At 70.4% G+C, this 15332-nt stretch carries 14 protein-coding genes; 3 read left to right on the plus strand and 11 right to left on the minus strand.

The window, feature by feature from the left end; translation table 11 throughout:
- Positions 1-50: 50 nt before the first annotated feature.
- Positions 51-1262 carry a mandelate racemase/muconate lactonizing enzyme family protein gene (locus AB0J88_RS21810; protein WP_364361533.1) on the plus strand — a complete coding sequence of 404 codons (1212 nt, stop codon included), beginning with the start codon at positions 51-53 and terminating at the stop codon, positions 1260-1262.
- Positions 1263-1821: 559 nt separating this feature from the next.
- Here the strand turns inward: AB0J88_RS21810 and AB0J88_RS21815 are convergent.
- Positions 1822-2964, minus strand: coding sequence for a DUF5925 domain-containing protein (locus tag AB0J88_RS21815; protein ID WP_364361531.1), 1143 nt, complete (start codon positions 2962-2964; stop codon positions 1822-1824).
- A 26-nt stretch (positions 2965-2990) separates the two neighbouring features.
- Here AB0J88_RS21815 and AB0J88_RS21820 point away from each other — a divergent pair, with 26 nt between their 5' ends.
- Positions 2991-3902 carry an SMI1/KNR4 family protein gene (locus AB0J88_RS21820; protein WP_364361529.1) on the plus strand — a complete coding sequence of 304 codons (912 nt, stop codon included), beginning with the start codon at positions 2991-2993 and terminating at the stop codon, positions 3900-3902.
- Positions 3903-3929: 27 nt separating this feature from the next.
- Here the strand turns inward: AB0J88_RS21820 and AB0J88_RS21825 are convergent, their stop codons facing one another.
- Positions 3930-4730 carry an arylamine N-acetyltransferase gene (locus AB0J88_RS21825; protein ID WP_364361527.1) on the minus strand — a complete coding sequence of 267 codons (801 nt, stop codon included), beginning with the start codon at positions 4728-4730 and terminating at the stop codon, positions 3930-3932.
- A gap of 30 nt (positions 4731-4760) precedes the next feature.
- Positions 4761-5810, minus strand: a complete 1050-nt coding sequence (locus tag AB0J88_RS21830) for a hypothetical protein (RefSeq protein WP_364361525.1) — start codon at positions 5808-5810, stop codon at positions 4761-4763.
- Positions 5811-6059: 249 nt separating this feature from the next.
- Here AB0J88_RS21830 and AB0J88_RS21835 point away from each other — a divergent pair, with 249 nt between their 5' ends.
- Positions 6060-7772: a CocE/NonD family hydrolase gene (locus AB0J88_RS21835; protein ID WP_364361523.1), complete on the plus strand. Its 1713-nt coding sequence runs from the start codon at positions 6060-6062 to the stop codon at positions 7770-7772.
- Between the two features lie 77 nt (positions 7773-7849).
- Here the strand turns inward: AB0J88_RS21835 and AB0J88_RS21840 are convergent, their stop codons facing one another.
- The 8 genes from AB0J88_RS21840 to AB0J88_RS21875 all read right to left on the minus strand — a co-directional run bounded on the left by AB0J88_RS21840 (position 7850) and on the right by AB0J88_RS21875 (position 15239).
- Entirely contained in the window at positions 7850-8599 is a 750-nt protein-coding gene (locus tag AB0J88_RS21840; RefSeq protein WP_364361521.1) for an SIS domain-containing protein, read from the minus strand.
- Complete coding sequence (locus AB0J88_RS21845; protein ID WP_364361519.1) at positions 8596-9822, minus strand: hypothetical protein; 1227 nt, start codon at positions 9820-9822, stop codon at positions 8596-8598. The genes AB0J88_RS21840 and AB0J88_RS21845 overlap by 4 nt, the downstream gene beginning before the upstream one ends.
- On the minus strand, positions 9819-10484 hold the full coding sequence (locus tag AB0J88_RS21850) for a putative N-acetylmannosamine-6-phosphate 2-epimerase (protein WP_364361517.1): 666 nt from the start codon (positions 10482-10484) through the stop codon (positions 9819-9821). The genes AB0J88_RS21845 and AB0J88_RS21850 overlap by 4 nt, the downstream gene beginning before the upstream one ends.
- Positions 10484-11419 (minus strand): BadF/BadG/BcrA/BcrD ATPase family protein, encoded by a 936-nt coding sequence (locus AB0J88_RS21855; RefSeq protein ID WP_364361515.1) that lies wholly within the window; start codon positions 11417-11419, stop codon positions 10484-10486. The genes AB0J88_RS21850 and AB0J88_RS21855 overlap by 1 nt, the downstream gene beginning before the upstream one ends.
- Positions 11416-12243, minus strand: a complete 828-nt coding sequence (locus tag AB0J88_RS21860; protein WP_364361513.1) for a carbohydrate ABC transporter permease — start codon at positions 12241-12243, stop codon at positions 11416-11418. Before AB0J88_RS21860 ends, AB0J88_RS21855 begins: the two co-directional genes overlap by 4 nt.
- Positions 12240-13172: a sugar ABC transporter permease gene (locus tag AB0J88_RS21865; protein ID WP_364361511.1), complete on the minus strand. Its 933-nt coding sequence runs from the start codon at positions 13170-13172 to the stop codon at positions 12240-12242. Before AB0J88_RS21865 ends, AB0J88_RS21860 begins: the two co-directional genes overlap by 4 nt.
- Positions 13173-13174: 2 nt before the next feature.
- Positions 13175-14365 carry an extracellular solute-binding protein gene (locus AB0J88_RS21870; protein ID WP_364361509.1) on the minus strand — a complete coding sequence of 397 codons (1191 nt, stop codon included), beginning with the start codon at positions 14363-14365 and terminating at the stop codon, positions 13175-13177.
- Positions 14366-14504: 139 nt separating this feature from the next.
- Complete coding sequence (locus tag AB0J88_RS21875; protein WP_364361507.1) at positions 14505-15239, minus strand: GntR family transcriptional regulator; 735 nt, start codon at positions 15237-15239, stop codon at positions 14505-14507.
- Between the last annotated feature and the right edge of the window lie 93 nt (positions 15240-15332).

Consider the following 15332-nt stretch of genomic DNA (forward strand, 5'->3'; position numbering starts at 1 on the left):
GATATCAACCCCCTGTTGACATGGAACGGCGTGCCACGAAGGGTGGCGCCATGCGCATCACCGGGGTGGAGACCGTCCTGCTCACCGGTCCGTCCAGCAACGATCCGTGGATCACGTTCGCCAAGAAGCGGCGCAGCGCCGCGTTTGTCGAGATCCGCACCGACGTCGGCCTGGTCGGTGTCGGCGAGACGTACATGGGCTATTTCTTTCCCGAGGTCGTGCCCCATGTCGTCGACTACGTCCGGCCGATCCTGGTCGACGGGGACACCACCGACCCCCTCACGCTGACCGCCCGCATGCGCAGGTGCCTGGGCTTCTGGGCCAGGGTCGGCGCCGGTGCGGCGGCGCTGTCCGGCGTCGAGGCCGCGCTGTGGGACCTGGCCGGCCGGGCCGAGAGGGTGCCGGTCCACGAACTGCTCGGCGGACGAAAGCACGAACGGCTGCCCGCGTACGCCACCGGTGGCCCGTCGCCGTGGCCCGTCGAGGAGCTCAAACGCAAGATGGACCGCTACCGGGAACTGGGCTTCACGGCGATGAAGGTGGCCACCGGCTACTTCGAGATGACGACGCGGACAGAGGTGCCGGCCCCCGCAAGCGCCGCGGAGCTCGAGGCGGGCAAGGTCGCGATGATGCGCTCACACCTCGGCCCCGACTTCGGGATCATGCTCGACGGGCACATGGGCCACCGCGAGGGCGCCGACCGCTGGGACCTGGCCACCGCTACCGCCGTGCTGGACGCCGTCGAGCCGTACAACCTGGAATTCTTCGAAGAGCCTTTGGCGTACGAGAGCCCGGACGAGTACGCCGACCTGGCCAGGAGCACCTCGGTGCCCGTCGCCGGCGGCGAGCAGCTGTTCTCCTTCGACGAGTTCCGGCTGTGGATGGACCGGGGCGCCTTCGACCTCGCGCAGCCGGACGCGTCGCTGCTGGGCATGTCCGACTTCGTGAGGGTCGGCGAGCTGGCGGCGGCGCGGGGGAGTGGCGTGGTGTCGCACTGCTGGAGCGCGGGCGTCGGCTACATGCAGAACGTGCACGCCGCGTTCGCCTCGCCGGCCACACGGATGATCGAGATGGCCCCGGACCCCGGTGAGCTGCACACGGCGCTGTGGGGCGAGAGCCTGAGGATCGAGAACGGCCAGGTCCTGCCACCGGAGGCACCGGGCCTCGGCGTGGACCTGACCGACGCGATCAAGAACCGCTTCCCGTTCGAGCCAGGCGTGGAAGAGTTCTCCAGCGTGCCCGGCAAGACCCTCCGGAGCTAGACGAGTAAGTCCTGACTCCTGCTGATGGGGATGGCACGGGCTGTCGGTGGTCCGGTTGTGATGACGGAGATCGCCATCCGTTTGGGCTGGCTGTGTGTGAGGGTCGGTTACCTCCTCGGACCGCCGTGGTGGGTTGGTCGCTGTCGGGCTGGGGCGGGGTGTGTCGTGACCCTGGGGGTTGTTGGCGGCGGCCCATGATCGGGTGTGGCTGGTCTGGTATCGGAGGGGTGTGGGTCGTGATCGGGTGTGGCTGGTCTGGTCCTGGGACGGTGTGTCGACCAGATCTGGTGCACGCGATCAAGGTTTCGGCGCTGGATCTTCCAGATGGCTCACACACGATCACGGGCGCAGCGCTTACGGGCCGCGGCCCGCTTCCCACGGGCGGGGCCTCGGGTCGCTTCCCGCGGGGGGCCTCGGGCCGCTGCCCACGGGCTGGGCCGCTGCCCACGGCCACAGGCATGGCCACGACTGACGGAGCACTGAAGGCCTGTCACGGCCACGGCCCGCAGCCCAAAGGCCGCGACAGCCCTTCAACGCGGGGCCGTTGGGACTTACTCGCCTAGAGGTAGAGACCGGTGGCGACCGGCTCCCGTTCCTCCGTGCTGCCGTAGCCGTCGCGCAGGGCGTAGAGCTCGGCCAGGGTGGCGCCGTCCGCCGGCACCCCGGCCGAGGTGCCGAGCCAGGCCGTGGCCTCGCCGAACGGCAGTGCCGGCACCTCGACGCGGGCCAGGCAACGCCCGGGACGCACGACGGCCGGGTGCAGGCGCGCGAGGTCCTCGTTGGTCGTGATCGCCACCAACACCTTGCGTCCCTGACCGAGCAGGCCGTCGGTGAGGTTGAGCAGCCGCGACAACGCCTGGCCGGTGTTGTGCTTGGCCTCGCCGCGGATCAGCTCGTCGCAGTCCTCCAGCAGCAGCAGCCGCCACTTGTCGTGCCGCTTGTCGGGGCAACGGCAGTCACCGGAACTGCTGAGGGCGACCTCCATCAGGTATGCCGGGTTGGTGAACAGCGCCTCCGGGTCGAGCACGCAGTCGAACTGGCACCACTCGTGCCACTCGCGCGCGAGCGCCCGCAACACCGTGGTCTTGCCGGTGCCGGGCGGGCCGTGCAGCAGCAACAGCCGGCCGTGCACGGACTCGCGGTCGACCTTCATGAGGCGGTCGAAGCTGGCCGCCGCGACACCGGCGTAGTTGGCCCGGATGTCGGCCCAGGAACCCGCCGTGATCGGCCGCGGGTGACGCTGCGGGCCTTGCGACGCGGCGTACCAGAAGCCCATCTGCACCGACTCCTCGACCGGCGCGGGCTCCTCGGTCATCCCGTCGACAGCGCGCTCGAGGATCTCGGCGACCAACGCGGCCGTGACAGCGGTGACCGAGATCTGGGCGCTCTTGCTCCGCGGCCAGTGCACGGACCGCAACGTCCAGCCCTCACCGCAAGCCAACCGCGCGTGTTCGGTGTCGCTGATGCTCTCGCGCGACGCGGTGACGCCGGCCGGCAGCAGGGTGGCGCCCTCGCGCACGTTGGTCAGATCGCGCGACGTCGCGTGCGGCTGATGCCCGGCGACGAACGCGGTCAACGCGAGCGCGTCGATGACATCACGAGGAGAGTCGGAGTCGTCCACGGTAAGCACAACGGGCAGCACCGACTCCGGCGCGACGCCGGGAGCGCCGAGCGCGAACGGAAACTGTCCAGGGATACGCACCCCTCAATGATCAGTGCTGAATCCCTTTGTGCATAGCGATTTTCCGGTCCGGCACAATAGCGGGCGTGCGTAAGGAGCGTTTGGGCTTCGCCGTGGAGTCGGTTCAGGCAGTGGCGGGTGGCTGGCGGCTCGAAGGCGAGCCGGACTATCACCCACGGCATTGGGCTCGCCCCGGAGACCGATTCGACCGTGCCTACCGCGAGCACGGCCGCGCCCCGCGGGATGTGGACCTGGTCGTGGTCGAGCTCACGGGGTCGTTCGCCGTTGTCAGCGGCGTCGGTGGCGAGCTGCTCAGACCCGACGACCTCCTTTCCGGGGAGCGTGTGGTCGACCGCGCCGGTGCACTGCCTGAGCCGGCCGATGCCGCGAAGCGACTTCCGCAGATTCTGGGTCTTGCGGCGCGAGCATCGGCAACCCGGAACGGATGCGACTGGTCGCCGGTTGAGACCGAGCTGGGTGTGGTGCTTCCGAACGACTACAAGACGTTCGTGGACGCGCACGGCGCCGGATCCGTCGACGACCACGTCATCGTCTGCGTCCCCGATGCGACCCAGGACTGGGCGAACCTTGTCCGGCACAACACCTGGGCGTACGAGTGTGTCCGCCTCGACTTCGCAGGGCCTGACAGCGGATCCGGCCACTGGGCGCTGGGTGATGCGTCGCGTTGGACGCCGGACCGCGAAGATGTTCCGTCCTGGTTCGCGCCCGGTGACAACCTGATCTCGTGGGGGTGCACCGGCAACGGCGACTTCCTCTTCTGGCATGTGCGGCCGGGTGTGGCGCCGGACGACTGGCCTGTGGTCCTGAAGGAGGAAGGCCCGCTCTGGGAGCGCTACGGGGTCGGCTTCGCCGCGACGCTGGTCGGCCTGCTCACGGGCGACATCCAATCGGAGTATCTGAGCCGCTGGCTCGGCGGACCGCACTCCTACGCTCCCTGAGGACGGTTACGCGCAACGCCGAGCGCGCTACCCGGAAATTCGGTCGACTCTCGCGAGCAGCCGTGCGGTCTCGTCCGGGGTCAGGCCCGCTTCGACCTCGGTGAGCAGCTTCTCCAGTTCGCCGGGCGCGAGCGGGCGGTGGTCGGTCGGCTCGCCGGGCTGACGGATGGTCACCGTCTGGTGGGTGAGCGAGATGTGGCGACCCGGTTGGTGGCGCGTCAGCATCAGGCCGCTGCGGAAGTGCGACGTCGGGTAGGTGCTCGTGAAATGGTGTCCCATCCGCACGTCGACCTGGTGCACCGGGAGCTCGTCGGACGTGTGCATCACCTCCCACTCACCGCCGCGGAATCGTTGTAGTTGCCACGCCTTGCCTGTGTCGGGGGAGTCGACGCGGGCCAGGCGGAAGGGCCACCCACCGTGGTCGTCGTACGCCCCGTCGGCCAGCGGGATCGGGCGCAGCAGGCTGTGCCCGAAGCCCGGATCGGCCAACCACCGCACTCCTTCGACGGAGACGACGACGACGCAGTGGGTGCGCGGTGCCGTACGCACGTCGCCCACCCGTCCCAGCCGGCGCTCGACCTGGTAGCCCAAAGATTCCAGTGCTGCGGCGAACAGCGTGGCGTGCTCGAAGCAGTACCCGCCCCGGCCCCGCGTCACGAACTTGGCCTCGATCGCCGCCAGGTCGACGCCTGGATGCTGGTCCAGCAGCACGTCGATGTTGTCGAACGTGAACGTGCGTACATGTGCCTCGTGCAACGCCGCAAGGAACGGCAGCGTCGGCGCCGACCTCGGCAGGCCGACTCGTTTGAGATATGCCTCGAGATCCATCGGCCGGATGATATCGGCCCCGCGGGCCACTCAGCTGAACAGGTTCATCGCGATCCCGTGGGTGAGGACCGTCGTCGTGTTCTGCACGCCGTCGATCTTCACCGGCTGTCCGGAGACGTGGGTGGCGACCACGCGCAGGATGAACGTGCGCGTGCCGCACGTCGGGTCGATCGTCACCCGGGGCAGGCTGTAGTAGATGACGTAGTGGTGCGCGTCGTCGCGGATCGTGCTGCGGGTCGTCGTGGTCGCCGCGGTGCGGCAGGTGTGCTGCGTCGCGTCGAGCTGGATCAGCTCCAGCCGCGTGTCGATGACGGCGTTGGTGCCGCGAGGCTTCTGGTACGACGCGACGCTGGGCCGCTTGCACGAGGCCGTGTTCTGGTAGCAGGTCGTGACCGTCATGTTGGCCAGCGCCTGCACCGCGGTCGCCGTAGGTGCGGGCGTCCACTTGTAGACCGGCGTGCCGTCGTTGTAGAACACGTGCACCGTCGAGGTCCCGGCACCGATGTAGCTGCACGTCGACAGGGTGCCGGCACTGTCGCAGGCCGGATTCTGCCACCAGCGCGCACCGACCTGGTCGGTGTCGCTCACCTCCACCCAGGTGCTGCCGGCCACGGCCGTCAGGTGATACGACGTGCTGCCGCTGGTCGCCGTCAGGCCGTACACGCCGCAGGTGTAGGTGCCCGCGACCGGTGCGGTGAACAGCAGGTCCGCGTAGATGGGGAGGTGCCCCTGGATCGCGTACGCCGTGTCGGATCCCTCGTGGTTGCGCGACGTGACGCCCTGCACGCCGACCATCGCACCGCCCGCATCACGACACTGCACGTGGACGTTCATCGCGACGATCGCGGTCGTGCTGCTGGTCGCCTCGAACCGGCCTTTGACGTGCCGGAACTCGCCCTCCGCCAGCGTGACGGTGCGGCTGGCCAGCAGCACCGGCCCCACACCGGGGTTGACGGTGCGCGCGCTGGTCAGCGTCGTCCGGGTCACCGTCCCCTGGTCGGCCTGGGCGATCGCGGGGGACAGGGACAGCAGGGCGGTCGCGAGGGCCATGGTGAGAGCGGCCCGCAGGAATCGACGCATGAAGCCTCCAGTGTGGTTGATCACTTGGCGCTGGGCGGACAGTACCGCGCCGCGTCGGCCGACGCAGCGGAAGGTCACGGCGAGATAACTGTGGGATACATCTTCGCCAATGATCATTAGCATCAATGGCCAACCGGACGAGATCGTCTGGAGTTAGGTGGAGGTTGGATGAACCTTCGGAGGAGAGTGGCCCTGCCCGTCACGGCGGGTGCGTTGGCCATTTTCACGAGCCTCACCACAGGACCCTCAGTGGCACAGGCCGCTCCGGTGTCAGGTGCGGGCGGAGCCCCGGTCACCCACGAGGAGAACCCTCGGGTTCCCGAAGGGGCAGCGTGGACGGAGGCGTACTTCCCGTCCTCGGACGGCAGCGGAGTCGAGCTCCACGCCGACGTCCTGCGCCCGGCGCACCTGCCGGCGCGGACCAGGACCCCGGTGATCCTGTCGGTCGGACCCTACTTCTCGCACGCCGGCGAGACCTCTCCCGGCGGCTTCGAACAGGTCGGGCCGTCGGGCCGCTTCCAGGACCTGATCGACGGCGCCCAGCTCATGGAACGTGGCTACACCTTCGTGATGGTCGACCTGCGCGGCTTCGGCGGCAGCACGGGCTGCCTGGACTTCCTCGGCCCCGGCGAGCAGGCCGACATCAAGGCGGCCGTCGAGTGGGCCGCGCGCCAGCCGTGGTCGACCGGCAAGGTGGGCATGTACGGCAAGTCGTACGACGCCAACACCGGGCTCGCGGCCAACGTCCTCAAGCTCAAGCCCTTGAAGGCGATCATCGCGCAGGAACCGACGTGGAACCGCTACAACTACCTGTTCAGCAACGGCGTCCCGCGCTCGAACGCGACCAGCAGCCCGCGCAGCTACTACTCCATCGCGACGATGCCGCAGCTGTCCGGCGACAGCGAACGCTACAAGGCGAACGCGGACTACGAGAAGACCCACCCCGAGTGCCAGGTCAACAACAGCACCGACACCCAGGATCCCGACCCGAAGTCGGCGTTCTGGCGCGCCCGTGACTTCGCCTCCCGCGCCGCGGGCTCGCGTACACCGTTGTTCGTCACGTCGGGCTTCATCGAGGACAACACCAAGCCCGAGGACATGCAGAAGTACCTGGCCAACCACCACGGCCCGGAACGCGGCTGGCTCGGCCAGTGGGAGCACGTCCGCGGCAACGAGACCGACAGCAGCGGCCGGCTCAAGATGGGCCGGGCCGGTTGGTTCGACGAGGTGATGCGGTTCTACGACCAGCACCTGCGCGGCATCAAGCCGTCGGTGCAGGACCCGGCGTTCTCCATTGAGGACAGTCTCGGCGACTGGCGCGCCCAGCCGACCTGGCCGGTGGTCAACGACTCGTACACGGCGCGGCTCGCGCCCGGGCGGTATGTCGACGACGGCGGCCAGGTGGCGGTGCAGCGGGCGGCGGAGCCGGAGCGGCCAGCCGGTTGGGACATCGAGAACGAATCGTCACAGCCGAACGCCCTCGCCGCCGACGAACCTGGCAACAGCTACTGGTCCTTCTCCACGCCCGCGGAGAAGCAGGTGCGGATCACCGGTACGCCCGAGATCTCGCTGAAGACGCAGGGCCAGGGCAATGTGTGGGTACGGCTGTGGGACGTCGCGGCGGACGGCAGGGCGACGATGTTCAACGAGATGGTCGCGGCGCTGAAGGACCGCTCGACCTCGTTCCCGCTGAAGGCGAACGACTGGACGTTCGAGCAGGGCCACCGGCTCGGTGTCCAGCTCGGCACCATCACCTCGCGGGGATGGCGCCCGGTCGCCTCGGGTCAGACGATCGCCGTGACCGACGCGCGGCTCGCGTTGGAGGTGCAGGACCCGCGGTTCGACGCGCCCACCCAGGGTGACCGGTCGCCGTACCTGGACCGCTACGTGACGGCGAACACCGTCACGCTCGACACCGTGGGTGCGGGGACCTTCCCGCTGCGCGTGTCGAAGAAGCACTGACGCGGCGCCAAGGCCGCACCGGGCACTGTTGCCGGTGCGGCCTCGGCGTGCGGCTTACCTGACGGGACCGGCGCGGTCTAGGGCTCGTGCACCTTGAGACGGCCGGCGTAGCGGGCGAGCAGGGCGTCGTTGTGCGCGTCGCCGCCCTCCACGTTCGCGGACAGGTAGACCGGCGGGTCGATGCCGCGGGCGATCAGTGCCTCGCAGACCTGCGCGGTCAGCAACTGCGCGACCAGCACGCTGGTCATCGTCGACGTCGGCACGATCCGCGCGCCGCCGGGCAGTTCGAGGGCGGCGTCACCGGGAACGCCCCGGTTGTCGATCACGACGTCGGCGACCTCGAACAGCCGCGCGCCCGACGGGTGCCGCGACGCCATCGAGGAGCTGTGCGCGACCGACGTGACCGCTACCACCGGGTTGCCGTTGTCGCGGGCGATCGTGGCCATCTCGACGACCGCGCCGTTGATCCCCGAGTTCGACGCGATCAGCAGCACGTCCTCCGGGCGCACGTCGTGCAGCGCCCAGACCCGGTGCGCGAGCGCGGGGTCCCGTTCGCAGTGCGGGTCCAGGATCTCGTCCGGGTCCACACCGCCGTACATCACCAGGTCCTTGATGGACAGTGCGTTCGCGGGCACCAGACCGCCGGCCCGACCGGCGATCTCCATCGCGAACGAGCGGGAGTGGCCGGTGCCGAAGACCTGGACGATGCCGTCTCCGGCCAGCGCGTCGGTGCACAGCAGCGCGGCTTTGCTGATCGCCGGCCCCTGGGTGGCGACGACGCTGTCAATCGCCTCCTGGATGGCACCGAGGGCGGTTGGGTTGGTCACGGGCGATCCTTCCGGTTAGCCAGGGCGAGCGCGGCCGCCTGGTCGAGCACGATTTCGGCGCTCCCGGCGACGACCGGGGAGCGCAGCACCTCGTAGTCCGCGCGCCGGTAGGCGGCCCGGACGGGCAGGTAGCCGAGGTAGCCGTTGGTGTATCCGACGAGCACGGTCGGGTGGTCGAGCGTCCGATCGAGCCGTTCACCGAGCGCCAGGTAGGGCTCCGCGCCGACCGCTACCAGCGAGACGGGGCCGATCCGGACCGCCGACGCGACGCAGGACGGATCGACGGCGGGGGCCGGTGACTCCGCCGCCAGCCGGGCCGCCTGCAACGCCGTCCACGCGGTGCGCCGGGCGACCTCGCCCTGTGCCCGCTCCAACCGTGCTGACAGCGAGGCGATCAGCGCCGGCGACCCGGGCGGGGGCTTGGCCTCCAGCGGCACCCGCACCTGCCGGGAGGCGATGGCGGCGTGCGCGGGCACGACGGCCCGGGCCGATCGCCGCAGGCCGCGTGCGACGGTCTCGGCCACGATCCCGCCCAGCCGCGCACACTCATCGGGCGTCTGCGCCAGCCGGTGGGTCCGCGTGCTGACGTCGCCGGCCGCGCCGGTGGCGACCACCGCCCACGGACCCACGTCGGCCAGCGCGCGACGGGTGGCGCCGGTGAGGTCGGCGCTCACGCACAGGTTGTCGGCGCTGAGCACGGTCGGGTGGATGGGCAACACGACGACGACCCCGAGCACCGCGCCGGACGGATCGCTGAAGCTGAGCGTGTCGATCGGCACGGTGCGCCGCGGCCGTGCTCCCGACCGTTGCCCGCCGACGCCGGTCAGCCGCGTGCGCCGCAGCTCCAGCAGGGCCTCGCGCTCGGCCGCGACGGCCTCCGTCATCGCTTGCGCGGCGGCCTCGGTGACCGCCTCCAGCCACGGTGCCGGCGTGGCCTGCGCGGACGGCAGGCAGCTGGTCTCCGGGCCGGCGTGGGTGTGCGACGCCGACAGCCAGACCGCGGCGTCCGGCATGGTCGCCGCGACGGAGGCCGCGAGGTCCTCGTGGACGTACGGCAGGTCCGCGACGACCCAGACGAACCGGGTGCCGCCGCTCTCGATGGAGACCGCGGCGACCGACAGCGCGTCGAGCGTGCCGGTCGACGGGCCGGCGCGTCCGGCGTACCCGCCCAGCGGTGTGCCGACCGGGACCTCCAGCGGCACGGCGGCGTGGCCGACCCTCATGCCGCGGCCCGCCGGAACAGCCCGGTGATCGCGGCGGGGTTGGTGATCGCGGTGCCGACCACCACCGCGTGCGCGCCGGCGTCGAGTGCCGCCCGGGCCTCCTGCGGCGTCCAGATCCGGCCCTCGGCGACCACCGGCACCGCGATCGCGGCCGCCAACCGGGCGACCAGGTCGAGGTCGGGACCGACCGGCACCGTCCCGCCCGTGTAGCCGGACAGCGTCGTCGCGACCAGGTCGGCACCCGCGTCCGCCGCGGCCAGCCCGGCCTCGTAGTCGTCCACGTCCGCCATCACCGGCACGCCGTACTCCCGGTGGATGGCCTCGATCTGCGCGGACAGCGAAGTGCCGTCGGGCCGTGCCCGGCGCGTGCCGTCGACGGCGACGAGGTCGGCGCCGGCCTCGATCACCGCACCGGCGGCCGCTGCCGAGGGGGTGATGAACACGCCGTCGCGGTCACCGAGCTTGTTGATGCCGATGATGGGCACGTCGACGACGGCGCGGATCGCGGCGACATCGGCGACGCCGTTGGCGCGGATGCCCTGCGCGCCGCCGCGCAGCGCCTCCCGGGCCATCCGGGCCATGGAGTCCGGGCCGTGCAGCGCGCTGTCGGGCTGCGCCTGGCACGACACGATCAGTGACTGGGGCGGAAACGGAACCTGCATCAGAGTCCTCGGTAGGCGTGAAGGTGGCCGGCGTACGGGCCACAGTGGTCGAGCTGGGCGAGGCGGCAGGCGCCGTCGAGGGAGCCGCCGGCCGGCGGCACGGGCGACGCGCGCGGGCACGCGGCGGCCAGCGCCTCGTGGAACGCGTCGACGAGCGGGCCGCCGGCCGCGACCAGCCGGCCGACGAGCGCCACCGGCACCGCACCGGTTCCGGCGACGACGGCGACCGCGCTCGCCGCGGTGTGCGCGAGCTCGCCCGCCGCCGACCGGATGATGTGGACGGACGCCGGGTCGCCGCAAGCCGCGGCCGCGACCACGTCCGGCGCGAACCGGGCGATGTCGTCGACCATCCGCGGCGACGTGTAGATGCGTTCGGTCAGCTGCGGCACGGGTCCGAAACGCTCCTCTGCGGCCGCGGTGAGCGCGGTCGCCGGTCCGCGACCGTCGACCGCGCGCAGCACGGCCGCGACGCCGCCGCGGCCGATCGCGAACGCACTGCCGTCGTCGCCGAGCAGATGGCCCCAGCCGTCGAGCCGCCGGATCGTCGCGGTGGCCGGGTCGACGACCAGGCAGCCGACCCCGGTGCCGACCGTGAGCGCGACACCGTGCGAGGAGGGCAGCGCGCCCGCGTGCGCGGTCACGTTGTCGGCGCCGAGCACGACCTCCCGGGCGCGCAGCACGCGGGCGATGCCGGCCGAGAGGGCGTCGCGCCGGTTCGTGCTCGAGGGCAGTCCCGTCAGCCCCAGCACGACCCGTGCGACGGGGCCGGTCGCGCCGGCCGATGCCCACGCCTGCTCGACCGCGTCGATGGTGGCCGCGATCGTGTCGCCGGCGTGGTAGCTGAACCCGGGCGCCTCGTGCACCCGGTCGTCGCCGACGACCGCGAGCCGCAGCCGCGACTGTCCGCCGTCGACACCGACCCGGAGCCCGCTCATCGCAGACCCGCGCTCATCGCCACGCCCTCGACGAAGCGCTTCTGCAGGCTCAGGAACAACGCGACCGTCGGCAGCAGGGCGAGCACCGCCGCCGCCATCATCATCGGCACGCTGCTCGCGCCGAGGTTGTTGGCCTGCATCGCGGCGAGCCCGACCGGCAGGGTGCGGTGCTCGTCGTCGGAGGCGACCAGCAGTGGCCACAGGTGGCTGTCCCAGTTCATCAGGAAGATGAACAGCGCCAGCGCGGCGATCGGGCCGCGGACCAGCGGACCGATGATGGTCAGGAGGGTACGCACGACGCCCGCGCCGTCCAGCCGGGCGGCCTCGAGCAGCTCGTCGGGCACCGAGTCGATGCTCTGCCGCATCAGGAAGATGCCGAACGCGCTCGTACCGGCCGGGATGATCAGGCCGGCGAAGCTGTTGACCCAGCCGAGGTCGAACACGAGCGCGTACAGCGGGACGTAGATGACCTCCAGCGGCACCATCAGCGTCGCGAGCACGACCACGAACGCGGCGTTGCGCCCCGGGTACGAGAACTTCGAGAAGCTGTAGCCGGCCAGGGTGCACGTGACGATGTTGAGCAGCGTGACCGCGACACCGACGACCACACTGTTGAGGTAGTAGCGGCTGAACGCGGTCTCGGTGAACGGCCGGGCGAAGTTGTGCCACTCGAAGCTGCTCGGCCACCAGCGCAGCGGCACCGCGAGGACCTCGCCGCCGGGCTTGAGCGCCGAGAGGACGGCGTACGCGAGGACAGCGGCGAAGGCGACGCCGCCGGCCGCGACGACCAGCTGGAGGCCGAAGCGCGCGACTCTGGTCTTCATGAGTCCTCCCGGCGGAACACCCGCAGCTGCACCATGGTGACGGCGATCAGCAGCGCGAACATGAGGACCGCGACCGCGCTGGCCCGGCCCATCCGGGCGCTCTCGAACGCGGTCTTGTAGACGAACTGGTTGACGACCTCGGTGCCGAACGCGCCGTCGGTGAGCACGACCTGCGGACTGAACGACTGGAAGCCACGGATGACGGCGATGATCGTGCAGATCGCGGTGATGGGCTTGAGGAGCGGGAACGTGACCCGCCAGAAGCGTTGCCAGGCGTTGGCGCCGTCGACCATGGCGGCCTCGTGGACCTCGGCCGGCAACCGGGCCAGGCCCGCCAGGAAGAGGATCAGGAAGAACCCGGTCTCCTTCCAGACGCCCATGATGACCAGTGCCCAGCGGGCGCTCGTCGAGCTGGTCAGCCACGTCACGTCGAGCCCGAGCGTCTGGTTGAGCAGGCCGTCGGGGTGCAGGACGAGCCGCCAGACCACGGCGATCGCCACCCAGCTGGTCGCGACCGGCAGGAAGTAGAGCAGGCGGATCCAACCGAGGCCTCTGGTCATGCGGCGCAGCACGAGCGCGAGCAGCAGCGCGAGCACGAGCGCCGGCAGGTACGTGCCGACCGTGTAGAAGATCGAGTTAAGGATCGTCTCGCGGAAGCGGGGGTCGGTGGCCAGGAACCGGAAGTTGTCCAGGCCGACGAACTCCGGCGGAGCGGTGAGGCTGTAGTCGAACAGGCTCAGGTAGAACACCCGCAGCCCCGGATAGATGGCGAACACCGCGAACAGCGCCAGGGCGGGCACCGAGAGCAGGGCACCGAGCAGGTCGCGGCCGTGGACCCTCCGGCGCCGGCTGGTGCCGGCGCCGGAGGGGCGGTGACGGGGGTTCACCGCGGGTGGGGAGGCCTGGTCCGGCCGGGAGAGGGCGGTCACGGCTAGCCGATGCTCCGCTGTACGGCCTCGTTCGCCTCGCGCAGCGCCTCGTCGACCGGCTTGCCGTCGAAGACCGCCGCGTCGACCGCGTCGCGGATGGTGTCCTGCACCTCGGCCCAGTGCGGCCCGACCTGGTCGTACTTGCCGGTGCCGTAGGACTGTGCGATCACGTCGATGAACGGCATGGCCTTCGCCGGTGCGCTGGTCTCCCAGCCCTTGACCGGCTGGACGAAGCTGACGTCGGTCAGCCACCGTTCCTTCTGGCTGGCGAGGTAGGAGATGAACTTCCACGCCTCGGCCTTCTGCTTGCTGGCGTTGTTGACGGCCCAGAAGTACCCGTACACCCGGTTGACCGGGGTCGAGGTCGCGGTGGGCTGGGGGAGCGGCACGACGGCCAGGTTCTTGTAGGTGTCGGGGTTCGACTCCTTGATCTGGTCCATCGACCACGGGTAGACGATCGCCATGGACTGGGTGCCGCTGGCCAGGTCCTGGAACGGGGCGGTCGCGTCACGCGAGGAGGACTTCGGGTCGGAGATCCCGGAGGTGCGGGCCAGCTCGACCCACAGGCGCAGCGCCTCCTTGGTGCCCTCGGACTCCAGGTTCGCGGTCTTGCCGTCGGCGGAGACGATCGATCCGCCGGTCTGGTTCGCCAGCGTCTGGAAGTTCTGGCTGTACCAGCCGGAGTGCAGGTAGAGGAAGTTGAACGCCTGCTTGTGACCGGCCGCGTTGAGCTTCTTGCCGTAGTCGACGACCTCCTGCCAGGTCTTCGGCGGCTGCGCCGGATCCAGGCCGGCGTCCTTGAAGTGGGCGGTGTTGATGGCGAACGCGGTGCCGTTGAACTCGCTCGGCACGCCGAACAGCTTGCCCTCGGCGTCCTTGGCGCCGTCGAGCGTGCCGGGCACGTAGTCGGCCTCGACCTCGGCGACCGACGACTTGCCGAACGCCTTCGGGTCGAGCTCGGCGAGCAGCCGCTTGGGCAGGTACTCGCCCCGCAGGGCGTTGTCGTCCATGTTGATGATGTCCGGCCCGGAACCCGTCGACAGCGAGGTCAGCATCTTGGTGTTGAACTCGGTGTTCGGGATCGTCTGGTACTCGATCTTGACGTTCGGGTTCTTGCTCTCGTACTCGGCGATCAGCTTCTTGTTCAGGTCGATCATCGGCGGGTGCGTGTGGGTCCAGAACGTGAGCGTCACGTTCCCGCCGCCGGCGTCGTCATCGCCCCCGCCGCATGCGGCCGAGCCGGCCGCAACGACCGCCAATGTCGCCGCAATAGCCATAAAACGCCTTCGATGTATACGCGTTCTCACCGTGGTACCTCCATGAAGCGGTGCGCTACCTCTGGGGTTCGGGTCTTCTCTTCGTCGGCTTGAGCTCGACGGTGATCGTGTAGTAGTCGCCGCGGTAGACGGACTCGCCGTACTCGACGACGCGGCCATGCCGGTCCCGGACCAGCGTCCGGATGCGGAAGCACGGCTGTGTGACGGAGATGCAGAGCAGTTCGGCGGTACGGGCGTCGGGCAGCGCCGGCTCGACCTGGGCGGTGCCCGAGATGATGTCGATGCCGTAGCGGTCTTCCATCAGCGCGTACCAGGAGCCGTCGAGGTCCTCGGCGCCCAGGTCCGGAAACAGCCGGGCCGGGACGATGTTGGTCTCGACGGCGAGCGGCTCGTCGTCGCCGGACCGCAGCCGGATGAACCGGATCACCGGGTCGCCCTCGGGCACCCGCAACTGGCGGGCGACCTGCGTCGTCGCCCGCATCCGGCGCATGTCCAGGGTCCGGCTGCTGGCCTTGACGCCGCGGCGCGTCATCTCCTCGGTGAACGAGGCGATCGTCAGATGCCGCGGCACCCGCGGCTTGCTCGTGTAGGTGCCCTGGCGTTCCCGACGCTCCAGCAGACCGTCGAGCACCAGCCCGTCGATCGCCTTGCGGAGCGTCATCCGCGCCACCGACCAGCGTTGGGCCAGTTCACGCTCGGCGGGGATCCGCTCGCCGACCGGAAGCTCGTCGATCAGATGCAGCAGGCGGGCGCGCGCCTCGGCCGCACGGTCGGAGCCGTCCAGCAACATCGCGCCCACCTCCTCGCACCCGACGCCGGCATCGATCCGAATGCCGATCTTTGTTCGCGTTGGTGGCACGCTAGTGCGGCCGGGCGCCGCTGG

It is taken from the genome of Asanoa sp. NPDC049475 (assembly GCF_040676915.1).
In the GTDB taxonomy this organism is placed as follows: Bacteria; Actinomycetota; Actinomycetes; order Mycobacteriales; family Micromonosporaceae; genus Asanoa.